Annotated in this window: 18 protein-coding genes; 5 read left to right on the forward strand and 13 right to left on the reverse strand. The window is 71.1% G+C overall.

Going from position 1 to position 26,021, the window contains the following annotated elements; all coding sequences use genetic code 11:
* Positions 1-117 precede the first annotated feature (117 nt).
* The 5 genes from BL254_RS14150 to BL254_RS14170 are packed head-to-tail and all read right to left on the reverse strand — an operon-like array spanning position 118 to position 5,964.
* Positions 118-1,155 carry an alpha/beta hydrolase gene (locus tag BL254_RS14150; RefSeq protein WP_047223137.1) on the reverse strand — a complete coding sequence of 346 codons (1,038 nt, stop codon included), beginning with the start codon at positions 1,153-1,155 and terminating at the stop codon, positions 118-120.
* The gene (locus BL254_RS14155; protein WP_076843553.1) at positions 1,156-2,082 is read right to left on the reverse strand and encodes a 2-oxo acid dehydrogenase subunit E2; all 927 of its coding nucleotides are present in this window, start codon (positions 2,080-2,082) and stop codon (positions 1,156-1,158) included. It abuts the gene before it with no gap.
* A 5-nt stretch (positions 2,083-2,087) separates the two neighbouring features.
* Positions 2,088-3,119 (reverse strand): 3-oxoacyl-ACP synthase III family protein, encoded by a 1,032-nt coding sequence (locus BL254_RS14160; protein WP_047223138.1) that lies wholly within the window; start codon positions 3,117-3,119, stop codon positions 2,088-2,090.
* A gap of 18 nt (positions 3,120-3,137) precedes the next feature.
* Positions 3,138-4,889, reverse strand: coding sequence for an FAD-dependent monooxygenase (locus BL254_RS14165; RefSeq protein ID WP_076843525.1), 1,752 nt, complete (start codon positions 4,887-4,889; stop codon positions 3,138-3,140).
* Positions 4,890-4,893: 4 nt separating this feature from the next.
* Positions 4,894-5,964 (reverse strand): LLM class flavin-dependent oxidoreductase, encoded by a 1,071-nt coding sequence (locus tag BL254_RS14170; protein WP_076843526.1) that lies wholly within the window; start codon positions 5,962-5,964, stop codon positions 4,894-4,896.
* A gap of 308 nt (positions 5,965-6,272) precedes the next feature.
* Between BL254_RS14170 and BL254_RS14175 the strand changes: the two genes are divergently transcribed.
* Both BL254_RS14175 and BL254_RS14180 read left to right on the forward strand, forming a co-directional pair.
* Positions 6,273-7,436 (forward strand): cytochrome P450, encoded by a 1,164-nt coding sequence (locus BL254_RS14175; RefSeq protein ID WP_200902415.1) that lies wholly within the window; start codon positions 6,273-6,275, stop codon positions 7,434-7,436.
* Positions 7,433-7,684 carry a ferredoxin gene (locus BL254_RS14180; protein WP_083731083.1) on the forward strand — a complete coding sequence of 84 codons (252 nt, stop codon included), beginning with the start codon at positions 7,433-7,435 and terminating at the stop codon, positions 7,682-7,684. The genes BL254_RS14175 and BL254_RS14180 overlap by 4 nt, the downstream gene beginning before the upstream one ends.
* 284 nt (positions 7,685-7,968) lie before the next feature.
* Here BL254_RS14180 and BL254_RS28395 read toward each other — a convergent pair whose 3' ends face one another.
* A complete protein-coding gene (locus BL254_RS28395; RefSeq protein WP_254858140.1) occupies positions 7,969-8,865 on the reverse strand; it encodes a helix-turn-helix transcriptional regulator in 897 nt (298 codons plus the stop codon).
* Between the two features lie 611 nt (positions 8,866-9,476).
* Between BL254_RS28395 and BL254_RS14190 the strand changes: the two genes are divergently transcribed.
* Both BL254_RS14190 and BL254_RS14195 read left to right on the forward strand, forming a co-directional pair.
* Positions 9,477-10,073, forward strand: coding sequence for a TetR/AcrR family transcriptional regulator (locus BL254_RS14190; RefSeq protein WP_254858142.1), 597 nt, complete (start codon positions 9,477-9,479; stop codon positions 10,071-10,073).
* A 1,215-nt stretch (positions 10,074-11,288) separates the two neighbouring features.
* A complete protein-coding gene (locus BL254_RS14195) occupies positions 11,289-12,029 on the forward strand; it encodes an AfsR/SARP family transcriptional regulator (protein ID WP_076843528.1) in 741 nt (246 codons plus the stop codon).
* Positions 12,030-12,115: 86 nt separating this feature from the next.
* On the opposite strand, the gene BL254_RS14200 is transcribed toward BL254_RS14195, so the two are convergent.
* Together BL254_RS14200 and BL254_RS14205 are read right to left on the reverse strand one after the other, a co-directional pair.
* Entirely contained in the window at positions 12,116-13,108 is a 993-nt protein-coding gene (locus tag BL254_RS14200; protein ID WP_076843529.1) for an aldo/keto reductase, read from the reverse strand.
* Between the two features lie 263 nt (positions 13,109-13,371).
* Positions 13,372-13,758: a DUF6059 family protein gene (locus BL254_RS14205; protein WP_076843530.1), complete on the reverse strand. Its 387-nt coding sequence runs from the start codon at positions 13,756-13,758 to the stop codon at positions 13,372-13,374.
* A 483-nt stretch (positions 13,759-14,241) separates the two neighbouring features.
* On the opposite strand from BL254_RS14205, the gene BL254_RS14210 reads away from it, so the two are divergent.
* Complete coding sequence (locus BL254_RS14210) at positions 14,242-18,627, forward strand: AAA domain-containing protein (protein ID WP_254858144.1); 4,386 nt, start codon at positions 14,242-14,244, stop codon at positions 18,625-18,627.
* A gap of 17 nt (positions 18,628-18,644) precedes the next feature.
* On the opposite strand, the gene BL254_RS14215 is transcribed toward BL254_RS14210, so the two are convergent.
* The 5 genes from BL254_RS14215 to BL254_RS14235 form a co-directional block, all read right to left on the reverse strand.
* Positions 18,645-20,135 (reverse strand): FMN-binding glutamate synthase family protein, encoded by a 1,491-nt coding sequence (locus BL254_RS14215; RefSeq protein WP_076843531.1) that lies wholly within the window; start codon positions 20,133-20,135, stop codon positions 18,645-18,647.
* A gap of 267 nt (positions 20,136-20,402) precedes the next feature.
* Positions 20,403-21,086, reverse strand: a complete 684-nt coding sequence (locus BL254_RS14220; protein ID WP_076843532.1) for a hypothetical protein — start codon at positions 21,084-21,086, stop codon at positions 20,403-20,405.
* 290 nt (positions 21,087-21,376) lie between these two features.
* Complete coding sequence (locus BL254_RS14225) at positions 21,377-23,569, reverse strand: transglutaminase domain-containing protein (RefSeq protein WP_076843533.1); 2,193 nt, start codon at positions 23,567-23,569, stop codon at positions 21,377-21,379.
* Between the two features lie 188 nt (positions 23,570-23,757).
* Positions 23,758-24,966, reverse strand: coding sequence for a DUF58 domain-containing protein (locus BL254_RS14230; RefSeq protein WP_217699287.1), 1,209 nt, complete (start codon positions 24,964-24,966; stop codon positions 23,758-23,760).
* 38 nt (positions 24,967-25,004) lie between these two features.
* Positions 25,005-25,997: a MoxR family ATPase gene (locus tag BL254_RS14235; RefSeq protein WP_047223184.1), complete on the reverse strand. Its 993-nt coding sequence runs from the start codon at positions 25,995-25,997 to the stop codon at positions 25,005-25,007.
* Positions 25,998-26,021: the final 24 nt, after the last annotated feature.

Below are 26,021 nucleotides of genomic sequence, written 5' to 3' on the forward strand. Positions count from 1 at the left end.
GACGGCGAGGCCGGACACGTCGGCGCCGCCCGGCTCGGGGCGGCGCTGCGCGGCGTGTGCTACGGGGCGGAGCTACGGGGCGGAGCTACGTGGTGGAGCACGGGGCGGGATCGTGTGTTACGGAGTGGAGTCGAGGAGGTCCCGCAGCGCCTGCACCGTCCAGGCACGGGTCTCGGCGGCGTGCTGGGGGGCGCCGTGGACGTCGTCGTGTTCGAGGACCGCCAGGTCGCTCAGGTGCGTCCGCAGGAGCTGGACGTCGTGCGCCGGGATGATCTCGTCACGGGTGCTGGCCACGTAGCGTACGGGGACGTTGACGGCGGCAAGCTTCTGGTCGGACAGCGCGAATCCGGGCAGCAGGTCGGGCAGCCGCTCGACGTCGACGCCGGCCAGGTGGGCGAGGGTGTCGCGGGTCACGGGGGGCAGGGCGTTCTGCCAGGCCCGGTCGGTGAACAGGTGCCGTACCGGGGCGCCGGCGGTGACGATCCCGCGCAGGCGGGGATCCTCGACAGCCCAGCGCAGCGCGAGATGCCCGCTGAAGCTCAGGGCCAGCGCGAACGTCCGGGACACGTCGGCGGAGTCGGCCAGCGCGTCGAGGATCGCCGGGAATATCCGCCAGCTCTCCGGCGTGTACCGCAGGGTGTTCTCGCCCACGCCGGGCAGCTCGGTGACGACCGCGGCCAGGCCCAGCTCGGCCGCTGTGAGCAGGACGGTAACCCACTGTTCCTTGATGCTGACGATACCGCCAGTGATGATCAGTAACGGTCGTCGCTGGCCGCCGGCCAGGCTGTCGGGGCCGACCAGGCCGGTGGTCCAGGCACCGACGGTGCCGTTGCCGATCTTCAGGTCGAGGCGTTCCACGGCGGGCACCTCGTACCGCCACTCCTCGATGGTGCGCACGCAGTTCTCCAGGGCGTCCAGACGCGCGTTGCCGTCCACGAAGGGGAACCGGGCGAAGTTGTAGAAGGCGGCGGCGGTCAGCAGCTCACCTTCCGCCTCCCGCTCCTCGGCGGCCCGCGACCATTCGTAGACCCAGGACCCCGGGCCGACCCCGTCGTGGGAGATGCCGGCGGTCAGCGCCTGGTACTCCTGCGGGCCGATGCCCAGGGTCGCCGCGTGTGCGGCGACATGCCTTTTGAGCTCGTCGACGTCGCTCATCTATGCATCCCCTCCGCCTGACTGCTGTGCCTGCTGCGTGTGTGCCTGCTGCGTGGCCACACCGACGGGCGTGCGCCCGCCGGCTGGCTCGGTGCTCGTGGGCTCCGCGGTGTTCGTGGGCTGAGTGTTCGCGGGCCGCGTGGCGGCCGCGGGCCGCGAGGCGGCCGGGGCCACGGCCCACGGGAAGGTCTCCAGCCCCTCCTTGATCTCGGCGAGCACGTCCGCGGCCTCGGCGCCGTCGATCACCCGATGGTCGAAGGCCAGGCTGAGCCGCAGCACCGGGGCCACCACGACCCGGCCGTCGCGCGCGACCGGGCGATCGACGGTCCGGCCCAGCCCGAGGGTGATGGTGGTGCCGCCGACCGAGTGGAAGCTGTCCACCGGACGGTGGCCGAGGGAGGTGACGGCGACGGTGCCCCACACCGTCGGCCGGGTTTCCAGCGGCCGGACCACCCGGCGGAACGCCCGGGCCGCCTTCGTCCAGCTCCTGGCGGCGTGCAGCCGCCGCACCCCGCCGAACTCGGGCATCGTCGCCGGGTCGCCGTCCCGGAACCGTTCGACGTGCTGCTGGATCTCCGCCAGGCTGCGGCGCTCCAGGTCCGGCACGACGGTGGCCAGCACCACCCGGTGCCCGTCGATGGTCTTGTCCAGGGTGACCTTGCCGTGCACGGCCGGGTAGCGCGCCGTGCGGGGCCGGCGTCCGTCGAGGATCGCCGCGTTGGCCTCCGGATGGTTCGCCAGGACCCGCCCTGCGACGTAGAGCACGTAGGTCACCGTCGAGTGGCGGGCCTGTGAGTCCTGTGAGCGCAGCGCCCGCAGGCGGCTCATGTCCACCTCGGTGTCGAGGAAGACGGGCGCGAACCCGCGGGTCTCCCGCAGGAAGAAGAGGGTGTGCCGGCGCTGCCGGGCCAGCTCGGTGATGGTCATCGGCGTCACACCTTCTCCAGGGCGAATCCGGCCTGGATCCACTTGCTGGACTCGACGGCGATGCCGAGCACCCGGTCGCCGTCGGCGAGCTGGGGCAGCACCCGCTCGAGCTGCTGGAAGGGCAGGGCGTTGGCGTTGTTGCCGGTCTCGTTGACGCAGGTGACCTCGTGCATCCCGGGCACGTCGAGCCGGGCCATGATCCGGGCGGTCATGGTGCCGGACAGCTGCGGTGGCAGCACGTAGTCGACCTCGTCGGAGGACCAGCCGAGCTGCTTGAGCAGCTCGGCCAGGATCTCCTCGGCCATCACGGGCACCGACGCCTCGATGGCCTTGTAGTCCTCCCGCGCGCCGGTGCCCCCCGGCTGGCGCTGTGCCGGGCCGAACCACTCCAGGATCTGGCCGGGCGCGCGGCGCAGCCCGGTCAGCCGGGTGAACACGGTGCGCAGCGCGGTGGAGTCGCCGCGCGGCTCGGTGGTCAGCACGACGGCGCCGGCGCCGTCACCGAAGAGCGCGACGTTGACCATCTCGGCCGGTGGCAGGCTGCGCAGGTCGAGCTCCAGGTCGTAGTGTTTGGCGATCACGTCGCCGCCGAGGACCAGGGCGGTGCGGTGCCGGCCGGTGAGCAGCATCTGGCGGGCGACGTCGAGCGCCTGGAAGGCGCCGGCGCACCCGGACTGGAGCTGGTAGGTGGAGACACCGTCGATGCCGAGCCGGTCGGCGACCACGTTCACGGTGGCGGGCATCAGGTGGTCCGGGGTCGCCGTGCCCATCACCACGAGGTCGATGTCCTCGGCGGTGAACCCGGAGGTCTCCAGCGCCTGCCGGCCGGCGGTCTCGCCCAGGTCGGCCAGCGAGTACCGGACCTCGCCGGTGTCCAGGTCGACCGCGAGATGGCGGGTGCGGGTGCCGATGAAGGTGTCGACCCACTCCTCCCAGATCGGGTCCATCCCGAAGCGGCGGGCCAGGGCCGCGTTGTCGACAGGAGGGCCGGGCAGCGCCGTGCCGACGGCGGCGAGGTGGACATCGGGCGGGGTCATCGGGTTCCTTCCGGGTTGCTACGGCACAGCCGGGTCGAGGGTGGCGGGTGCGGTTCTGGCTCCCTCCGGTTCCGGGATGATGGCCGCCGGCGGTGGGACGGCATCGACGGCGTCGACGGCATCGACGGCGTCGGCGTCCGCGGCGCCGAACCAGCGGGTGAGCGCCGTGCGCAGGCCCGCGCCGTCGGGCGGGTCGCCGCGCCGCGCCACCCACGCCACCTGCCCGTCCGGCCGGACGAGGACGGCCGCCAGCCGCGCGAGCTCGTCGCCGGAACGGGCACCGTCGGCGGCCTCCGTGAGCCTGGCGACGACGGTGTCGACCCGGCCGGCCCAGCCTGCGCCGAGCCGGCTCGGTGAGAAGCCCACGGCGAGGTCCGCGCCGAAATCCGGGTCGAGGCCGGTGGCGGCGTCGAGGTGTGAGTCGGGGTCCGCGCTGAGGTCGAGCAGCACCCCGCGGGCCGGGTGCAGCAGGCGGGACGTGCTGGTCAGAGCCCCGTCCGCGGTGCGCAGCGCCCGGTCGGGCAGCCGCCGGCCCACCAGCGGGTGGTCGTCGCCAAGGTCGTAGCGCAGCCCCAGGCCGGTCACCTCCGCGGCCATCAGCCGGTTCGCGTCGGGCTCGGCGAAGACCCGCGTGAGCACCTCCCGCAGGGCGTCGACCGCGGGCCCGCCACTCATCAGCACGTCCTGTGCCTGGGTGAGACGCAGGACCGCGGCCACGGCCGGGTAGCGCTCGGCGTGGTAGGTGTCCAGCAGGCCGGCCGGTGCCCGGCCCCGCACCGTCGCGGCCAGCTTCCAGCCCAGGTTCACCGCGTCGGCGATGCCCAGTCCGAGCCCCTGCCCGCCGAACGGCGGGTGCACGTGGGCCGCGTCCCCGGCGAGCACGACCCGGCCGCGGACGCTCTCGGTCGCCTGCCGGGTGGCGTTGCCGAACCGGCTGACCCATATCGGGACGCCGCCGGACAGGTCGAGCCCGGCGACGCGGGCCGCGCCGTCGCGGATCTCCTCGAAGGCCGGCGCGGCCCCGCCCGGGGCGGGGACCCGGGCGAAGTCGCAGACGAACACCCGGGTGGTGTCCGCGTCCAGCAGCGTGAGCCCGACCCAGCCGCGCTCGTTGCGCACGAACGGGAACGGGGCGCGGGGCAGGGTCAGCAGCTGGCTGGCGGGCACCCCGCGGACGTCGGCGAGCAGCACCTCGGTGGTCGCCGGCGTGCCGGGGAAGGCGAAGTCGGCGGCCCGGCGGACCGTGCTGCGACCGCCGTCGCAGCCGACCAGGTAGTCGGCGTCGAGCTGGTAGGTGCCCGCCGGCCCGGCGACGAGCGCCCGCACGCCGCCCGGCGCCCGGGTGATCCCGACGACACGGTGCCCGCGCCGGATCCACGCGCCGAGCCCGGCCGCCCACTCGGCCAGCACCTGCTCGACCTCGGCCTGTCCGATCAGGGCGGCCGGCCGGTCGGTGTCGAGCGGGCGCAGGTCCAGCCCGCCGGCCAGCAGGGCGAAGTGCCCGGCGGCCGCCGGGCGCAGGCGGTCCCCGAACAGCTCCAGCAGGCCCCGCTGGTGCCACGCCGCCAGGGTGGCGGCGTAGACACCGGGCGCCCGGGACTGCCCGGTCGGTCGCTCGAGCGCTTCGAGGACGACGACCTCGACGCCGGCGAGGCGCAGCTCGCCGGCGAGCATGAGGCCGGTGGGGCCGGCACCGACGATGACGACGTCGGTACGCGCCACCCCGTCCGCCGCGGGGACGGGTGGGAAGGATGCGGTGGCGGTCGCCATCGTCTCAGACGGGTTGGGCCAGCGGCGCCGGCCGGACGGGTGCCACCTCTGCGAGCGCCGGGAGCACCTCCGCGGCGAACAGCTTCGCCGAGGCGAACGCGGCGTCGGACGGCAGCGCGCCGAACTGGAAGGCGGCGTTGACGTAGCTGACCCCGGCCTCGGCGAACTCGACGAACTGGGCCAGTACCTCCTGCGGGCTGCCGCCGACGAGACGGTCGCGGGCCAGCGCCTCGTCCGCCGGGTCGACCGTGCCCAGCAGCCCGGGGACGACCCCGTCGACGGGCACCCCGCCCTGCGCCAGCGCGCGGGACGCGCCGAGCTGGCGGGCCACCTCGCGGACGGCCGCCCGGTGGGCGTCCGGGTCCGTGCCGACGAACACGAACCGGTTCGCGGAGAACTCCGTGTCGGTGGCGCCCGGCGGTGCCTGGTCCGCCAGGCTGTCGATGAACCGCCGCCGCTGGGCGAGGTCGGCCGGCGACGACAGCGCGAGCCCGAGGTGGTGGAAGCCGTGCCGGACCGCGAAGGCGGTCGACTCCTCGGTGGCCGCGGCCAGCCACACCGGCGGGTGGGGGGTCTGCACCGGCCGCGGCAGCACCGTGACGGTGGTGTCGATGTGGTAGTGCCGGCCGGTGAAGCTCGTCTCCGAGCGGGTCAGCAGCTGCAGGATGAGCTCGACCGACTCTTCGAAGACCTCACGGCTGTCGGCGAGGTCCCGGCCGAAGCCGTGGAACTCGTGCGGCTGGTAGCCGCGCCCGATGCCGAGGTCGACCCGGCCGTCGCTGACGGCGTCCAGCGTGGACACGTCGGCGACGAGACGCACCGGATCCCACAGCGGAAGCACGAGGATGCCGGTGCCCAGCCGCAGGTCGGGGGCGATCGCAGCCGCCTTGGTGAGCAGCAGCAACGGCGAGGCGCTCAGGCTGTAGCTGGAGAAGTGGTGCTCCGTGATCCAGATACCGGTGAAGCCTTTGTCGTTGGCCCATTCGACCTGGTCGAAGAAGTCCCGGTACTTCTCCCGGGTCGACTCCTGGTCAATGGCGGTCGAGGGGCTGAGGTAGTTGATGCCAACGCGCACTTCCGGCTYCGTTTCGGCAGGGGGAGGGGTCGGCCGTGAGACCTATCATCACGGCGTTTCCTAGTGGCTTCCTTGCCGGCTTCTAAAGTGAGTGGGCCGCCTCCGTGATTGTGCTGGGGGAGGCACGGAAACGCGATTCTGAAGCGCCGGCAAAAGCTGGCGAAGGTCGTTCTTAAGTGTTCTTGTGGACGGTTCGGGGAAACATTACCGTTGCTTCCGTTCTACTGTCCCGGACCGTTCGACCACAGTCGACCGCCGTGTTGGAGGCCGTCTTGTCTGTTGATCTTGAAGATGCCCCGTCTTTTCCGGTGCCCCGGACCGTCCCCTACCAGCCGCCGGAGTCCTACCGTCAGATCAGCAGCCGCGGCCCGTTGAACAAGGTCACGTTGTGGGACAAGCGCAGGGTGTGGCTGGTGACCGGGTACGCGCAGGGCCGTCGGCTGCTCAGCGACCCGAAGCTGTCCGCGGACCGCACCCGCCAGGAGTACCCCACGATGGCGCCGCACCTGGGGGCCCAGGCCGCCCGGAAGCTGGTGCTGGTGGGGGAGGACCCGCCGATCCACGACATCCACCGCCGCCTGCTCAACCCCGAGTTCAGCCTCAAGAAGGCGCGGGCGCTGGCACCGCGCATCCAGGAGCTGGTGGACGGGCTCATCGACGACATGCTCGCCGCCGGCCCGACAGCCGACCTGGTCCAGAGCTACGCGCTGCCGATCCCGTCGCTGGTGATGTCCGAGCTGGTCGGGGTGCCCTACGAGGACCACAAGTTCTTCCAGGCCGCCACCGCCGGGGTGATGCAGGCCCGGGAACCGGCCGAGACCGAGGCGGCCGGCGCCCAGCTCGCGCAGTACCTGGGCACGCTGGTCGAGCGCAACCTCACCGAGCCCGGTGACGGGGTGATCGGCCGGCTGGTCCACTATGTGCAGGCCGGCACCATCACCGCCGCGGAACTGACCCAGCTTTCCATGGTGCTGATGATCGCCGGGCTGGAGACGACATCGTCGATGATTCCGCTCGGGGTGGTCACCCTGTTCGCCCATCCCGAGCAGCTGGCCGCTTTCATCTCCGGCGAGGTGCCGGTACAGACAGCGGTGGAGGAACTGCTGCGCTACCTGGCCGTCACCGACTTTGCCGCGGTCCGTTGGGTCACCGACGACATCGAGATCGACGACGTCGTGATCCGGGCCGGTGACGGCATCGTGGTGTCCTCGACAATGGTGAACCGGGACGAGTCGGTGCACGCCGACCCGCACGTCTTCGACATCTCCCGGGGCAACCGTCAGCACCTCACCTTCGGCTACGGCATTCACCAGTGCCTGGGCCAGAACCTGGCCCGGCTGCAGCTGGAGACCGCCTATCGCACGCTGTTCGCCCGTATTCCGGGGCTGCGGCTGGCCGTGCCGTTCGAAGACCTGCGGATGCGCTCCTCCGGCACCATGCAGGGACTCGAGTCGCTGCCGGTCACGTGGTGACCAGGGCGGCCGACGGCCCCGCCCCGGTCCCGTCGCCCGACAACGGGCGGATACGGGTGCGCGCCGACCGGGAGCGCTGCATCGGCGCCGGGCTGTGCGTGCTGACCGCCCCGGAGGTGTTCGAGCACGACGACGACGAAGGTCTCGTGATCATCCTGGAGGCGACGCCCGCGGCGCACCACCGGGACAACGTCGAGCTGGCCCGCAGGCTGTGCCCGGCGGGTGTGATCTCTGTCGAACCGGCCTGAGCGCAAGCACGGCCGGGCCGGCCAGATCGGCCGCCGCCCGCCCTGGACGGACCTGACGCAGGCTGTAATGGAATGGGCGACCGAACAAGCCTGCCGTCGCCCGCCCGGGGCGAGCCGGCGGCCCCTGGGGCAGGACCCGTTTCCTTCGGAGGGAGGAACCTGCCCCAGCCCGCGGGGCGCCTGTCGGTGCTGGTAGTGATGCCGGCGCCGCGGGCACTCCGCGGGCGCTCCGCGGCCCCGCGCAGGGTGTCGTATGCGGATCGCGTGTTGTCAGCCGCTGTTTCTCATACGCCGTCGGCGTCCCGCTCCGCCGTGACCTCCCGCTCCGCTGTGACGTCGCCGAGCTGCGACATCAGCCGGGCCAGGGCTGCCCGGGAGGGGATCCCGAGCTTGCGGTAGATACGGGTCAGGTGCAGTTCGACGGTCCGCGGGCTGAGGTTCAGCTCGTCGGCGATCTCCTTGTTCTTCCGGCCGGTGCCGGCGACGTACGCGATCTCGCGTTCGCGGCCGGTGAGTGAGGCGAGCAGCGGGTGTGCCGGCCCGTCCGCGGGCCGGTGTGGGGTGGTGGGCCGAGGCCGTTGCCCCATCGCCGTCGGCAGCCACGCCAGCCCCCGTCCCAGCAGGAGGAACGGCAGCAGCACGGTCTGGCCGGTGTGTACGGCCAGCGCGGCGCCCCGGTCGCAGTGACGCTCGGCGTCATAGCGACACCCCAGGCATGCCTCCACCCAGGCCAGCAGCGGGACGATCTCCAGGCAGGTGGCGAGTTCAGCGTCGCTCAGCCTGTCCACCGCGGTGGCGGACGCGCAGGCCCAGGTCCGGGCGGTGGTGGTCTCGGCGGCGAAAACGGCCCGCTGCGCGTGTACCGCGTGTAATCCAGCCACCGCCAAGGTGTCACCATCGGTGATCGCTCGGGCGACGAGATCGACCTGGTCCGCCGAGGGCGGCTTCTCACCGACCATCGCCAGCAGCCCCAACGTCGCGAGCAACGAGACCTTTTCCACCGTTGGCGCGGCCAGGGAAGCCGTCAGCGCCCGCGCGAGCAGGTCGCCGCCCGCCGCCCGTCGTCCCAGCAGACATTCCCGCAGGGCGGCGGATCGATTTTCCCGGAAACGTTCCTGTCGCTGCCGTGACGACCAGTCAGCCCCACCGGTCGGCGTGCCGGCCATCACTCCGCTGATCATTGTGACCTGCTTCCGTCCATGTTGCCGCGGCCGGATGTATCCCACCGCGTTCGGACTTCCACCCCGAACCCCGTGCGGAGCCGTGGATCAATGGTCGGACCGGAGCGCTGATTTTGGTGAAACGACCCCGGTTCTGTCTGGGCGGTCGGGCCCGATCCCGGACCGGGGCCGACACTTCGGTGCGCCTTGCTCCGTCCCCTCGGGTAACGGAGAATAACGACCGACGATGTTCGTACGCGATCCGATGCTGAGAACCGGTTTCCCCGGCCCGGTATCGGGCACCTGGATCGGCGTCACGGCGGACCGCCACAGCATCGTGTCACCACTGACACGGAGTTATGGTGCCCGGAATTCTGGTCGACTGCCATCCGGTCTGCCCGGATGTGTCGAGTAAAACAATTAGTTGCCTACAAACAGCCAATGTCGAGCCTACCAGCCGTCATGACGGCGTCAAGTGAATGCGGGCAGTAACTACTGGCAGGTCCGGACGCCGGGACGGCAACGGCTCCGGAGGGGGCCGACAGGGGCGAAGACGCCGCCTGTGCGGGTCGAAGTTCATAGGCTAAGGAGTCTGGTCGAGGCAGGGAGGTTTCGCATGGGTGGCGGCGCGCATGAGTGACCTGGCGGAGGCCACCGGGCGGCCGATGCGCTCCCACGCACGGCGCAATCGGGAGCGGATCCTCGCCGTGGCCAGGGAGGCCATGACCAGCCAGGACGACGAGATATCCCTCAACGAGGTGGCTCGGCGCGCGGGTGTCGGCATCGGCACGCTGTTCCGGCATTTCGYCAGCCGGGAGGCGCTGTTGGAGGCGCTGGTGCACGACCGCACCACCGCCATCTGCGCAGAGGCGGACCGGCTGCTGGAGTCCGAGGCCCCGGGTACCGCCCTGATCACCTGGCTGTCCGATCTGATGGCGTACGTGGCTACCTATCGTGGTGTCGCAGCCGCCCTGCTCAACGGACCCCGCGACGCGCGGTCCGCGCTGCACCGCTCCTGCAAGAACGTGGACAACGCCGCCGCGGCGCTGCTCACCCGGGCCCAGCACGCCGGGGAGGTCCGCGCGGACATCGGGGTCGACGAGGTGATCGCCCTGGTCAGCGCCATTGCCTGGGTCCGGGAGCAGGCACCGGAGCGCGCCGGTCAACTGGAGGCGCTGATGTCGATTATTGCCACCGGCCTCCGGTCACCCAGTGTTATTGCTTTCTGACTCACTCGGCTCTTGCAAACTGGAGCATCACACCGGTACGGTGCGGACGTCGACACACCGGGCTGGGCTGGGAGGACGCGGCGGATGAGGTGCGGCGTCACAGCCCGTTTCCGCCGGTGTAATGCCGGCCATTCGTACGCCGTCCCGCGGTCGCAGGCCGCAAATCTGTTCCGGCGTCGCCACGTCGACTTCGGCACAGTGGTGAGTGCTTCCTGTCCGGCGGCACACCTCCCCTTGTCGCCGAGCCGCTCCTTCGGCTCCCACCGATAATCCAGCCCCTTCAGCGGCGGACCCATGCCGTGGGTCCGTTCCCCGTGTGCCGAACGGGTGTGGAGTGTTTGGCGTCTGATTCCAGATCCGTTGCTTTTTTGTGTCGTTCTGCGGAACAACAGGGGAATTTTCACCACGATGCCCGGTGATCATCTCTTCCTGCCCGCCGAGGTGTTCCGGTCCGTCTGGGGGCCGTTGCCCCGCCGGTCCAGGTGCGCGGCGCATCCCGGGCGCCGCGAGGTGCGCCCGGGTACAGGTGTGCCCGGACACAGGCGTGTTCGGGCCCGCGGGCGCGCTCGGGTGTACAGAGCGTGCCTGGGGTATCGCTGTGACGCCGAGCGTCACCGCGACCGGGGCGCCGCGCTGGCCGTACCCACCGGCCGGACCGTGCTGCCGCCGTTCCTCCTGCTGGGACGGGGGCTGGCGTGGTTGCCGACGGCCTGGCCACCGACAGGGTGGCTGCCGACGGCGTGGCCGCCGACGGCGATGGGGCAACGGCCTCGGCCCACCACCCCACACCGGCCCGCGGACGGGCCGGCACACCCGCTGCCCGCCTCACTTACCGGCTACCTCGCTCATCGGCCGCGAATGCGAGATCGCGTACGTCGCCGGCACCGGCCGGAAGAACAAGGAGATCGCCGACGAGCCGAATCCCAGCCCGCGGACCGTCCAGCTGCGCCTGGCCCGTATCCACCGCACGCTCGCAGGTCCCCTCCCGGGCGGCTCTGGCCCGGCTGATGTCGCGTCGGCGGCGTCACAGCGGTGCAGAACTTCAGACATGAATAAGAAACAATGTGTCCTCCGTTACCACTTCCAGGCCGAGAATTCGTGAACGGATATGGGGTTCCTCCGATGCCGGGAGTGGATGAGTATGTGAGACTGGGCGGAACGGGGGCCAGTCGACTGCGGTCGACGAAATCCACTCGTCTGCGGAGGTCTGATCCCATGTTCCAGTTGCTGGGCCCGTTGCGGATAATTGAGAACGATCGGGTGGCGTCTATCAACGCTCGGAAGGTGGCGACGCTTCTTGCGGTTTTTCTCATAAAGGCGAACGAGGTGGTCTCGACGGAACAGCTCGTCGCGGAACTGTGGGGTTACTCACCTCCGCGCCGGGCTGTCGCCGGACTACACGTCTATGTTTCGCAGCTGCGCAAGTTCCTCGCCGCCAACGGTCGGGACTGCTCCGACCTGGTGACCCGTTCACCGGGCTATCTCATGCGGGTCGGCCCGGACGAGCTGGATCTGCTGGAGTTCCTGCGGCTGCTCGACGAGGGACGGGCGGCCTTCCGGGTGGGTGACTACGAGTCGGCCTCCACGTCCCTGACCGGCGGGCTGGAGCTGTGGCGCGGCCGGGTCCTGGAGGACCAGCGCGGGGGCGAGATCGTCGACGGTTTCGTCGCCTGGCTCGACGAACTGCGGCTGGAATGCTACGAGAATCTGGTCGAATGCGACTTCCGGCTCGGCCGGCACCGGGAACTGGTCGGCCTCCTGCGGAATCTGGTCGCCGAATACCCGCTGCACGAGGTGTTCTATCGCCAGCTCATGCTGGCCCTGCACCGCAGCGGCCGGCGGGCCGCCGCGCTGCAGGTCTACCAGCGTGCCCGGCACACCATTGTCGCCGAACTTGGCCTTGAGCCGGGCCGCGCCGTACGCGAACTGCACCAGGCCATCCTGGTGGACGACTGATGCCTGGTGGACGACTGATGCCTGGTGGACGATCGAGGCCTGATGGACGACCGAGGCGGGAACAGTGGTCATGGTCCCCGACCGTGTCACAGGTCGACGAACTGAAGGCTGAAATCGGTGAGCTTCGTGCCCCGTACCTCCTCCGGCGGAATGGCCGCCTCGATCGCGGCCAGTTCCTCGTCGGTCAGGGTGATGCTGACGGCGGCGAGGTTCTCCAGCAGATGGTCCTGCCGGCGGGTACCCGGGATCGGCACCACGTCCGGGCCTCGGTGGGCGAGCCAGGCCAGCGCGAGCTGACCGGCGGTGACCCCTCGCTCGGTGGCGATCGCGGCCAGCCGGTCCACCAGGGCGAGATTGTGCGGCAGGTTCTCGGCGGTCAGCCGCGGCTGCGCGAGAAAGCGGAAGTCGTCCGGCCCGAACACGTCGCGGCTGCGGTACCGGCCGGTGAGGAAACCCCGGCCCAGCGGGGCGTTGGCGACGATGCCGATGCCCAGCTCGCGGGCGGTCGGAGCGACATCCTCCTCGATACCGCGGGTCCACACCGACCATTCGCTCTGCAGCGCCGTGATCGGATGCACCGCGTGCGCCCGCCGCAGCGTCCCCGCACCCACCTCGGACAGCCCCAGATAGCGGACCTTGCCGGCCTCGACCAGCTCGGCCAGCGCGCCAACAGTGTCCTCGATCGGCACCTTGGGGTCCAACCGGGCCAGGTAGTAAAGATCGACGTGGTCGACGCCGAGCCGGGTCAGTGACGCGTCGATCGCCTCCCGCACGTACTCCCGGTCACCCCGCACCTCCTGGCCGATGCCGTTGTCCGCTCGGCGGACCCCGAACTTCGTCGCCACCGCCACCTCGCCACGCCGGCCGGCGATGGCCTGGCCGATCAGCYGCTCGCTGTGGCCGTGGCCGTAGACGTCGGCCGTGTCGAGCAGGGTCACGCCGAGATCGAGTGCGCGCCGGATGGTCGCCAGCGACTCGGCGTCGTCGGTCGGCCCGTAGAACTCGCTGATGCCCAGGCCACCCAGCCCCTGTGCGCTTACCTCGAGCTTGCCGAGATAGCGGGTGGGCAGATCCGCCATGTTGTGTGCTCCGTTCTGTCCTGAACGCTGTCCGGAACCGTTTCGTCAGATTCGCCGGGCCCGGCTTCCGTGGTGCTTTCTGCTCCGCACAGCCAGCGTGGTCCCAGCTGCTTAAGCACTCCCAAACCGCGGGGGATGCCACCGGTCCGGATACGCGGGCCGGCCCGGAAGACAGCCCGGGAGACGATGTGACGGACAGCGATATCGATATTCAGCCGTCTCCGCGGGCCGCGGCCCTGTCACCCGCCACTTCGTACCGGCGGTCACCGATATGGGCCGTCGGATGCTTCCGGGTGGACCGGGAAAGGATCGGGAATGTCGTCGAGTCCGCGCCACAGCCCGCGTTCGGCCGGGCTGGGGACGCGCTCGGCCGGTACCCGCTCGGGATGGCCGGGCGGGGTCGACGGGCAGGGCCGGTTCTCGACGGGCCCGACCGGCGGCCGGACCGGGCATCCCGTCCAGACGAACACGGCCGTCTCGCCCACCAGCACCAGCGTCGAGCCGGTCCAGCGCAGGGCTGCCCGCGCACCGGTGAGCAGCCGCCGCAGGTGGCGTCCGAACAGCCACGTCGAGTCCGCCTGGCGGGAGACAGCAGGCGGGTGGACGGGCAGYCGCCGCTGGCGGCCGGACGGCGTGCGTGGGCTGGTCATGGCAGGGTTTTCCGCCCTCTTCTCCGGGCGACGAAGCGTGGCCGCCGCGCCGTACACAACCGATCGTGACCTGACCGATCATGCGGCAGCGCGCTGAAGCCCGGCTTGACCGCCCGCGGGTCCCGGCGCCCGCCCTGCTCTCCGGGCCGCCCGACCGCGGCGACCGTGTGCCTGTGATCGTCGGCCCGCTGCTGTGGTCTCGGCTCCTGGTTCGACACCCGGCCGCACCGACAGAGCCCTGTCGTGCGGGCCTGCGACCGGCGCCGGCGGACCGGACACCCACGGTGTTCCTGCCGCACCGATCCGGTTCCTTCTCGAGGGGACCAGCCGTAGTCTCTTCTGCACGTATGGTTGGCGGCGGCCCGCTCGGGTGATCCGTACGGTACGGGCCCGCATCTCGTGGGCCAGACGTGTCGGGGGATGTCGGATCCGTCCGATAGAAACGTCCTGTCCGTGACGGGTGCCTGCGCGTGGGGAGACACAGTGGTCGGGTACGACGAAAAGGTGAAGGCGCGGTCGCTGCACCTTTTGGACTACCTGGCCGCGCTCGCGCTGGAGCTGTCGACGAAACCGAAACGGCGGCTGACGGATTACGACTCGCCGCTGACCCGGCCGCGTGACGTCCCGACGCACCCGGCGGTCGCCCTGGGCCCGAGCGCGACCCGGTCGTCCTGGCTGCGGGTGGGCAAGGCGGTGGAGCCGCCACCGCCGGTGCTACCGGCCCGGCTGGCGGACCACCTGCCGGGTGTCACGGTCGATCTGCCCGACCCGCCGGCGCTGCCAGCGGATTTCGAGGAGGCCTGCGCACGTGACGGTGAGGACCCACAGCGCCTGCGGGCCGAGCTTTCCACCTGGATAACGCAGCAGTGGGAGCCATGGGCGAACACCGCCCGTCCCGCGCGGTCCGCCCGGCTGCTCTACCAGCGGCTGTACGACCTGCGGCTGCGGCTGGCCCGGGACAGCGCCACCCACGAACTGGTGTGGGGGCACGGCGTTCTGTCCTGGGCGCCGGGTGAGCACCTTATCGATCATCCGCTGCTCGTCACCCCCCTGGCGATCGAGCTGGATCCCGACAACGGGGACCTGAGCGTGCTGCCGGACGGCTATCCCGGTGTCGAGACCGACCCGTTGCACGGGCTGGGGATCGCCGCGCTCGAGGAGCTGGGCGCGCTGCGCGACGCCGTCCGGGCGAGCCCGCCGGACCTGTGGAGCGAGGACGGGCTGACCGAGGTGTACCGGCAGATCGTCGCCCCGCTGGGCCTCGACGCCGAGCTTCTCCTCGGCCGGCGGGGCCCGTTGGCCGACCATGTCCCGCCGCCGGCGGCCTCGCCCGTGCTGGTGGACACCTGGGTGCTGTTCGTCCGTCCCCGTCCAGCGCTCTACCAGCGGTTCTACGCCGAGCTCCGGCAGGTTCTCACCGAGCGTGACGTGCTGCCGGAAGCGCTTGCCGCGGTCGTGGACAACGAGAACGCCGGCCGGCTCCCGGGCGCAACCGCGACAGCCGACGACGATGCCGGTGCCGCCGCCGGTCCGCTTGGGCGGCGGCTGCTGATGCCGCTGCCCACCAACGACGAGCAGGAACGCATCGCCAGCCAGCTCGAACGGTCCCGTGGGGTGACGGTGCAGGGCCCGCCGGGCACGGGCAAGAGCCACACGATCGCGAACCTCGTGAGCCATCTCGTCGCCCATGGCAGGCGGGTGCTGGTCACGGCACACAACGAGCAGGCCCTTGCCGTGCTCCGGGACAAGATCCCGGCCGAGCTGCGTGACCTGTCGATCGCGGTGCTCGGCTCCACCTCCGCGGCCCTCGGCGAGCTCCGCGCCTCCGCGCAGATGATTATGGACGCGGTGTCGAGCATCGACGAGGGGGTCGAGCGTGCGACGGTCGACGCGCTGCTGACGGACCTCGACGCCGCGCACGCCGAACGGCGCGGGCTGGAGCTGCGGCTGGTCGACCTGCTCGCGGCCGAGGCCGCGGAGTTTCCCCTCGCCGACGGGCCGGCGAAGGCCGCCCGGGTGGCCGACTGGCTCGCCAGCCACGAAACCGAGTGGGACCGCATACCGGACCGGCTCACCGAACATCAGCGTCCCCCGCTGTCGGTGGCCGAACTCGACGAACTGATCCGGTGCGCCGCCATCCCCGCGGCGGACGCGGCCGCGGCCCGCCACGACCTGCCGGCCCGGGGAAGCCTGCCGTCAGCCGGCCAGCTCGCCGAGCAGTACCGGCGGCTCGACAAGCTGCGCGACGACCTCGCCGACCTGGAGGCCCAGGGCGCCTCCTTCACCGCGGTGGACACGTTGGGCGGCGACGCTCTCGCCGACCTTCTCGCCGCGGTCCGCGCGGCGACGGCCCGTGTCACCGCCGCCGAGCAACCGTGGCTGGCGGCCGTGCGCGCGCAGGTCGCGCAGTCGCGGGCATACGCGGGCCTCTGGGCGGAGCAGGCCGAACAGCTCGCTACCGAGACCCGGACGATCGTGGAGCTGCGCCGGGCGACCTTCGGCCGGACGGTCGTCGTCGCGGAGGGTGATCCCCGCGTCCAGGAGGCGACGCTCAACGATCTTGCCGAGAGGTTCGCCGCCGGCCGGGGCGTGCCCCGGGTGGGCGGTCGGGAGCTGCGGGCCTTTCACGCAGCCACCCGCGTCGACGGCTTCGAGCTGCGCACGGTCGACGACGTCGAGACGGTCCGGGCGAAGATCCGCGAGCGGACAACCGTCACCGCCGCCGGACGTCGTTACCACGATCTGGTCGGTACGGTCGGCGGGCCGCCGCTGTCGGCCGACGACCCCGCGTTCGTACCGAGCCTGGAACACCACGTCGACCTGCTGCGCGACGCGATCGCATGGGAGATCACCGATGGGCCGGCGCTGCTGGACCGGCTACGCGCCGTCCTGCCCGGCACGCCCGCCCGGCCGACCGCCGCGCAGTTGGCCGCCGCGGGAGACATCCTGGAGGCGGCCGCGAAACGCGGGGAGGAGCGCCAGCTCACGGCATGGTTCGACAGATGGCGCGAATATCTCGGCGGCGGCGGTGGGCAGCCGGACCCGGGACCGTTGTGGGGGACGCTGCGCGACGTCCTCGACCGGCGTGACCGGCACGACCTCTCTGCCTGGACGGCCACGTGTGACGAGATCGAACGGCTCACCGAGCTGCGGCCGGCGCTGGACCGCCGCGACGCGCTCGCCGGCCGGCTCGCCGCTGTCGCTCCCCTGTGGGCCGCAAAGATCATCGGCAGCGGTGGGGACACGGCCGTGTGCGGCTCGGCGCCGGACCTGCCCGAGCTGTGGCGCTGGCGTCAGGCCCAGACCTGGCTGGACGYCCTGCTCGAACGCGGTGACGCCGCCGTCCTCCAACGGCGGATCATCGAGGCGACGGCCGCTGTCCGCAGGCTCGTCCTCGACGTCGCCGTCCGCTCCGCCCGGCTCGGCATGAAGGCCAACCTGCGCGAGGAGCAGCGTCGCGCGCTGATGGGCTGGCTGCAGGCGCTGGCGAGGATCGGCAGGGGAACCGGCAAGTTCGCCCGCAGGTGGGAGGCGGACGCGCGCGAGCAGATGCCCGCCGCGATGGGCGCCGTCCCCGTCTGGATCATGCCGATCCACCGTGTGCTGCAGAGCTTCGACCCACGCCGGACGGATCTCTTCGACGTCGTCATCGTCGACGAGTCCAGCCAGTGCGACGTGCTGTCCATGGGAGTGCTGGCGCTGGGCCGCAAGGTCGTCGTCGTCGGGGACGACAAGCAGATCAGTCCGGCGGCGGTCGGTGTCGACCGGTCCCGGGTGTTCCAGCTGATCGAGACGCATCTTCCCGACCTCCAGCAGCGTTCCCTCCTGGATGTCGAGGCCAGCCTCTACGACACCGCCACCAGGGTGTTTCCCGACGTGGTGCTGCTACGCGAGCACTTCCGCTGCATGCCGGACATCATCGAGTTCTCGAACCGCTTCTACGCCGGCAGAATCCTCCCCCTGCGGGAGGGCACCGACCTCGGGATCGGCTCGCCGGTCCACCCCGTCCGCGTGCCCGACGGGGTCCGTACCCGCGGACAGTACGGGGACGTCAACGAGCCCGAGGCGTCCGCCGTGGTCCAGCGGATTCTCGGCTGCCGGGACGACCCGGCGTACGACGGGATGACATTCGGCGTCGTCACACTGCTCGGGAACGCGCAGGGCCGCCTGATCGAACAGAAACTGCTCGCCGTGCTCGGYGGCGACGAATACGAACAACGGCGAATCCGGGTAGGTGACCCGTACAATTTCCAGGGCGACGAGCGGGACGTCATCTTCATTTCCGTCGTCGCCGACGACAACCKGTCGGCCGCGACGAAAAAGGCCGACCAGCAGCGGATCAACGTGGCGGCCAGCCGGGCCCGCAACCAGCTCTGGATCTTCCACAGCGTCGACCCGGGCGCGCTGCACGCCGACGACGTGCGTGGACACCTGCTCACCTACGCATACGCCGTCAACGACCCGCAGGCGCAGGCCGCCACCCTCGAGGAAAAATGCGAGAGCGATTTCGAGAAACGTGTCCTGCRGGATCTGCTGCGCCGAGGCTACCGGGTACGCCCGCAGCACGAGGCCGGCGGCTGCCGCATCGATTTCGTCGTGCAGGGTGAGCACGACCGGCTGGCCGTCGAATGCGACGGTGAGAAGTTCCACGGTCCGCAGCGGTGGGAGGCCGACCTCCGCCGCCAGCGAATGCTCCAGGATCAGGGATGGAAATTCTGGCGGGTCCGCGGCTCGGCCTACTACCGGCACCCGGAAGCTGCGCTCGCCTCCCTGTGGGAACGACTCGACGAACTCGGCATCCGCCCCGCCGTGACCGCCGCGGTACCCGAGCAGCAGTCCGCGTCACCCGTCATGTCCCCCCTGGAGTGATCGCCGGACCCGCGTCGTCACACCACCCGGTCGTCCCACTTTTTCGCGGTGCCGGCGCCGGGGGTGCTGAAGACCTCGCCGGCGGGTCGGGAGCCGAAGTGTCCGTCGAKGATCTCGAAGGAGTCGAGGGTGACCAGGGCCGGATGGCTGACCGCGCAGGCGTGCGCGAGCCGCAGCAGGTCGTGCCGCAGCCCACCGACGTAGTTGGCGACCCGGGCGGCCTTGTCCTGGGGGTCGAGCCCGCGGGTCAGCCAGCGGGACTGGGTGGCCACCCCGGTGGGGCAGCGGCCGGTGTGGCAGCGCTGCGCCTGGATGCAGCCCAGGGCCAGCATCGCCTCCCGGCCGACGTTGACCAGGTCGCAGCCCATGGCCATGGCCAGCAGCGCGGTCTCGGGGAAGCCGAGTTTGGCCGAGCCGACGAAGACGATCCGCTCATCGAGCCCGGCGGCGGCGAAGATACGGTGCACCCGGCTGAAGCCGAGCTTGAACGGGAGCGCGACATGGTCGCTGAAGGCCAGCGGTGCCGCGCCGGTGCCGCCCTCGCCCCCGTCGATGGTGATGAAGTCGACCCCACGGCCGGTGGACACCATCCGGTTGGCAAGGTCCTCCCAGAAGCCCAGCTCGCCCACGGCCGACTTGATCCCGACCGGTAGCCCGGTCGCCGCGGCGATCTCCTCGACGGTGTCGAGCAGGCTGTCCACGTCGCTGAACGCGGAATGGGTGGACGGGCTGACGCAGGTCTGCCCGACCGGCACCCCCCGGATGCGGGCGATCTCGGGCGTGACCTTCGCCGCGGGCAGGACACCGCCGAGGCCGGGTTTCGCCCCCTGGCTGAGTTTGATCTCCACCGCGCGGATCGGATGCCGGTCGACAAGCTCCACCAGGCGTTCGAGACTGAACCGGCCGTCGGGTGTGCGGCAGCCGAAATAGCCCGTGCCGATCTGGAAGACCAGGTCACCGCCGTGTAGGTGGTGTTCGGAGACGCCTCCTTCGCCGGTGTTGTGCAGGCAGCCAGCGATGGCGGCGCCCTTGTTGAGGGAGGCGATCGCCGGCGCGCTCAGCGCGCCGAAGCTCATCCCCGAGATGTTCACCACCGACGCCGGCCGGAACGCGCGGGCCCGGCCGCTCGCCGCGCCGAGCACCTTGCGGCATTCCAGCCGGTCGTCGTCGGGCGCGGGCGCCGGCAGCGGGAAGACCGCCGGTTTGACGATGAGGTAGTTCGCCGACAGCTCCAGGTCGTTGTCGGTGCCGAAGCCGAAGCTGGCGTTGGCCCGTTTGGCCGTGGCGTACACCCAGCGGCGCTGGTCGCGGCTGAACGGCCGCTCCTCGTCGTTGCCGGTCACGATGTACTGGCGCAGCTCCGGGCCGACATCCTCCAGCAGGAAGCGCAGATGCCCGATGACGGGAAAGGTGCGCAGGATCGAGTGCCGGCGCTGCAGGACGTCGTACAGCGCCACCACGCACACCAACAGGAGAATTCCGAACGCCACCCAGCCGACTACTGCCATACCCCTATTGAACCCACAACCGTTGCCTGTTTGGCCCAGCCCGGGGCACTCGCGCGTGGCGGTCACGGCTTCGTCAGCCATACCGGACCGTGCCAGCGCCACATCGGTGGGGGATGCAGTACACACCCGCGAAAGACAGCGCCCGCAACCGGGTGCGGAGTCCGCCCGGCCGACGGCTCCCAGCCCGRCATGTTTCCCAGTCCGACCGGTGTCATCGACCGTTGCCACTGACCGTTGTCCGTCAGGCCGGCCAGCGCGACGCGGCCCTTACCCGGTGCCTTTCCCACCCTTCGGGCCGGTCCGGACGGGCGGCCTGGTCGCCAGGACGGCTTCGAGACGGGAGGAACGCAGCGCCCAGGCGTGCACGTCGGGGTCGATCCAGCCGAGCAGGCGGTGGATGGTCTCCGTGTCCGCGCGGAGGTCGCGGCGGTGGACGGGCTCATGGTGGGCGATCCGGTTGCGTAACGTGTGCAGCCTGTCGACCGCCTGGTAGACATCGCCGCGGCGCTGACGCTTCATGTGCGGGAAGGCGTGCCGCAGGTGCCCGCTCCACAGGGTCGTCTCGTGGCGTTTCGCGAGCGGGAATTTCCAGAAGCCGAAGTTGAGCCCGGCCACCACGCGGTCGGGTGTCTCCGGTTGGCGCATCTCGCGGATCTGCGCTCGTACGGCTCYGATGTCCCTGCGGGCCCTCTCCGACAGGATGCCCACGGGGTCGTCGTACCAGTGGCCGGGCCGGGCGGCGTGGTAGTCGGTGRGCCTGTCGTGGAGCGCGTTGCGCAGGACGACCTCGACGATCCCGAGGGCCTCGTGGAAGGCACCCGAGACGGCGATGTTCCACTCGTACAGCTCGATGCCCGCGGCGAGATCCCTGTCGCGGGCCCGCAGATAGGAGGTGAGGCGTGCGGACGAGAGTGCGTCGGCGACCGGCGGCAGGTGCGCGTCGGTGCTCATGAGTGGCTTCGTGGTAGGATGACTGACGAAGACCCCGGAAGACCTCTGCCACGGCATGCCTCCGGGGTTACTGTTTTCGAAGTCGCTTTTTCCGGGACGACTGTTTCCGAGATTGTCGTTCCCGGAGTCGTTGTTCCCGGGGCCACTGCTTTCGGAGCTGTTGTCCTCCTGCTGTTTCCCGGTTTCGGTACCCCCGGCAGGCCGGCTGGCAGGCTCACGGCAGTGCCCGGGCCGGGAACCTTCTTTTTCATCCTGTTCTCCCCTGTGATTTTTATGCCGGTCACGACGAATTATCCTGAACGACGTGTCAGAGCAGTGATCCGTGCTGGCACGGTGGATTTTTTCTTGTTTTCTGACAGCTTCGTCCGATGGCCATGGTGGAATACGTGCGGCCGCGGCCCGTACCACAACGGCCGGGGATCGAAGAAAGCATGGATCCGGCGGCTGACCGACATACGGATATGAAGCTGCCGGCTGATGACGGTGGAGATCGCCCACGCCTCGGCCTGTTGTCCGGGGGCTGGTGTCTCGGGGGCGTAGCCGGCCTGGTCGACCAGGCCGGCCAACGGCCGCAGGCGGGGCAGGTGGTCCGCCAATTGGACCACCTCACCGGTGGTGAGCAGCGGTGTCGCCGGAATCCCCGCTTCGCGCAGCCGGTCCAGCGTTTCCCACCACGCGCCCAGCACGACACGGCGCGCTGAAGGATCCCGGCGTCGGCGGGCTCTGCGCAATGCTTTCGCGACCGGCACCACCGTGGGTATGAGAAGTACCAGAAGCACGACGGCGATGCTCGTCAGCACCGCGCGAAGAAGGGACGAGGGGCGGGCCGGGGCTGTCGCCGGCTTCTTGGCAAGGTCCGTCCCGCCTGTCGCGGAGGGTGGTGGCGCCGTCGCGCCGGCTTTTTTCAGGGGATCGTCCGCCTGCGGATTCTGCCCACTGAGTGGAGCCGGGTCCTKCCGGCTCCCGATCGGGTTGTCCCGTGGGCTCGGGTCCAGCGTGACCCAGCCGAGCCGGGCGAAACGGACCTCCACCCAGGCGTCGACGTCGCGTCCGGTGGCGACGAAGGAATTTCCGTCGTATTCGGGTCGGAATCCCATCACGACACGGGCGTCGAAGCCGAGCCAGCGGGCCATCGCGGCGTATGCGCTGGCGTATTGTTCGCTTGTTCCGCGACGGTCCTCAAGCAGGCGCTGGATCTGATAATATCCGTGCCCACCCGCCACTTTCTCGGCCTGATCATAACTGAACTTACGTCCACCGGCGAGCTCGCTGTTATTGGTGAACTGCTGGTAGAGCGCCAGGAGCTGTGCCGAACCCCGTGGTTTCCCGGCGATGGTGTTGTCGATGAAGGTGCGGACCAGTTGTGGTGGATCGGGGATGCGCGGCTCGGGCGCCGCCGCCGGTTCGTCCGTCAGAACCTCGTCCRCCCGGGCGTCGAGGATCGTGGATGTCGCGGAGTAGTCGCGCGGTGCTGTCCCCCCGGTGGGGACGGCCAGATCCCCGGTCGTCCCGTCCACCGCCAGCCCGGTGACGCTCATCCGGGTGGGCCGGCCGGCGACGGGCAGCCAGTCGGGATCACCGACGGCCAGATGGATCTGTTGCGTCACGGCGATCCTGCGTGTCGTGTCGGGCTCCGCGCTGTCGGCTCTGTCGCTGAGGGTGGTGCCAGCTCGGCGGAAGTCGCCGTCGACCGTCCAGTACCGGCCGTTGAAACGGGTCAGGGTGGCCATCCGCAGGAGGCTGCCGGGTCGGCTGACCGTGCCGGTGATCCTGAGCGGCCGGCTGTCGTCACGCAGGGCGAGGTACTGCTGCAACGGGCTGACCCCGCTACGGGGCTGGACCGGCGCCTGGACGAACGCCTGTGCCTCCAGCGGTTCCCGCAACCGGGCACCTGGGGCGTGCGGCCCGAGCGTGACGGCCGCCAGGACTGCGAGAACCACCGGCACCACGGCCAGGATGAGCCCGCCCGGCCGTGGCCGGCGGCCGGTGAGCACGAGCACACCGCCGAGCCCCACCAGCACCGGCCCGTACCAGGCCGGCAGCGGTTCGACCGAGGCGCCCAGGGCCAGCGCGGCGAGCAGCGTCACCAGGGGTGGCACGGCGCGGACAAGCGGGCCGGCGTTGTACGCGGCCAGCAGGCAGGCCGCGAGCGTGGTCCAGCCGGTCAGCAGGGCCACCGAGGCGAGCGCGGGGCCGCCGGGATCGGCCGGCAGCGCGGCGGTGAGCAGGTCCCACGGGCCGTGGACGACGCCGGCGCCGGTGCCGGTGGCCAGCGCCGCGGTGAGCGCCACGGCGGCGCTGCCCGCGAGCCCCGCCGTGGCGGCGGACAAGCGCGGCCGCAGCAGCACCGCGAGGGCGGCCAGGAAGGCCACCGTCGTCGAGCTGCCCACCGCGAGCAGGAAGGCGGCAGAACCGGGCACGCCACCGAAAACCGGCCCGAAGCCCCCACCGGCGAGGGTGCCGATGAGCCAGGTCAGCACCATCCCATACGGATTCGGTGATGTCCCGCGACGGGGGGTGCGCAGGCCGTGTCGCTCTGACGCCGAGGATTCCGGGCGGTGCCCCGGATATCCTGGGCGCCCCGGCGCGGTGCCGGCCGTTCGGGCGCCCGCTGGATGCCGGCCCTGGACAGGTGACCGCCGGGTACGCGGGCCGGTGCTCCGGCTGCCCTTCATGCCGTGCCCCCCGTGACCATCCTGTTCCAGGCGGCGGCCGCCTCGACGGCGGTGCGCGCGGTCAACGTCGTCATCCCCAGCTGGCGGCGGATACCGGGCCGGCCGGGCGTGCCGTCGCCAGGCAGCGAGACCACCACCACCGGGCTGAACCGGCGGCGTTGTCGGGCGAGCCGGGCCAGCACCGCAGTGTCCACCGCGCCGGTGACGACGACCAGGGCGCCTCCGGCGGACAGCCGTTCGAGGTCGCCGAACATGCCGACGGCCGCGGTGTCCTCGGTGCGCTGGGCAAGGGAGAGCCGGTCCAGCGTCGATGTCGCCCCGGCGGTCAGGATCTCGTCGAGGCGTTCACCGACGACGCGCAGCACGACAGGTCGGCCGAGACCGGCGACGCTGCCGACGACCGAGGCGGTGATTTCGACGGCCTCTTCGAAGGCCGCCGGGTCATATCTGTCCGCCCGCGTGTCGAGGAGCACGCTGGTGGCCGGCTCGGTCGTGTCGATGTACTCGCGGACGACCAGAGTCCCCAGCCTGGCCGTGGACCGCCAGTGGATGCGACGGGGGTCGTCACCAGGGACGTATTCCCGCAGGGCCGCGAAAGTGATCGTGCCGAGCCGGGCGTTGTCGTCGGTCCGGCCTTCGTGATCGAGTACCGTCCCGGCCGGAAGCGGGCGCAGGGGATGGGTCCGTGGATGCACCCACAGCACGCCGTCGGCGGTCTGCCGCTGGGCCCAGAGGAACAGCCCGAGCGGGTCCCGGCGTTCGACGGTCAGCGGTCCCAGCCGCATCCGCCCGCGGTGTTCGGTCGGTACGGCGTAGGACAGCGCGCGGGTCCGCCCTCGTGGGACGGGCRCCACGGACAGCTCCACGGCGACGTCGCCGACGTGGTCGACGGCGGTGAACGCGGGTGCGGGCCGCCGGGAGGGATTGCGCACCTCGATGCTGCCCTCGACCGGCTCACCCACGCTGACCCGTTCCCGGGGCAGCTTCCTGGACAGCACCACCACTGGCCGGACCAGTACGGCCGTCATCCCCCCGAGGAGCAGCGTGCATGTACCGACGGCGATCGTGGTGAGCAGCGGGTAGCCCAGTGCCACACCCGCCAGATAGGTGAGTACGGCGCCCCCGGCGAGGGCACGGCCGGTACGGGTGACGGAGAACCGTTGCACACCGTTGCGGCGGAAGGCTCCTCGCGCCGATTTCGTCACGGACCACGCGGCGGGGAACCGTATGGCAGGGAGCCGTTTCATGCCGTCGTGGCTGAGAGAGCGGGCACCCGGACGCTGTCCAGGACCTCGGCGAGGACACCGGCTGCCGTGTTGCCGTGCACCTCGGCATGGGCCGACAGCACGAGCCGGTGGGCGAGTACCGCCACCGCGGTGGCCCTGACGTCGTCCGGTGTCACGAAATGGCGCCCCAGGCAGGCGGCGTGCGCCTGGGCCGCGCGGACGAGGGCGAGGCTTCCCCGGGTGCTGATCCCCAGGTGCAGCGCCTCGTGCTCGCGGGTGGCGAAGGCCACCAACGCGATGTAGCGGGCGATCTCCGGGGAGACATGGACCGACGTCGTGATCTCCTGTCGCAGCCAGGAGACCTGTTCGAGACGGACGACCGGGTGCAGCGTCGGCGGCGCCGAGCGGGCTCGCCCGAGCAGGATCTTCTCCTCGACCGCCACGTCGGGGTGGCCGAGCGAGATCCGCATGAGGAAGCGGTCGAGCTGCGCCTCCGGCAGCCGGTAGGTCCCCTCCAGGTCGACGGGGTTCTGGGTGGCCACCACGAGGAACGGCGTGGGCACCGGGTAGGTGGTCCCGTCGACGGTCACCTGCCCCTCCTCCATCACCTCCAGCAGCGCCGACTGCGTCTTGGGGGAGGCCCGGTTGATCTCGTCGGCGATGACGACGTTGGTGAACACCGGGCCCTGGCGGAACCGGAAGGCCGCCGAACGCTCCTCCCAGACGGACACGCCGGTGATGTCGGTGGGCAGCAGGTCGGGGGTGAACTGGATGCGCTGGCAGTCGCCGCCGATGCTCGCGGCGAGCGCCTTGACCAGGGAGGTCTTGCCGGTGCCGGGCACGTCCTCGACGAGCAGGTGCCCGCCGGCGAACAGGCATGCCACCGCCAGGCGGGCCGCCTCTGTCTTGCCGTGCAGCACCTGCTCGATGTTGGCTACGACGGCGTCGGCGGCGGACCGCGCGCCATCGACGCCGGCCGGCGTCGGGGCGGCCGCCGGCTGGTGGGGCATCTGGTAGGGGCTGGTCACAGGTGT

Origin of the sequence: Protofrankia sp. BMG5.30 (genome assembly GCF_001983005.1) — a bacterium.
In the GTDB taxonomy this organism is placed as follows: Bacteria; Actinomycetota; Actinomycetes; order Frankiales; family Frankiaceae; genus Protofrankia; species Protofrankia coriariae.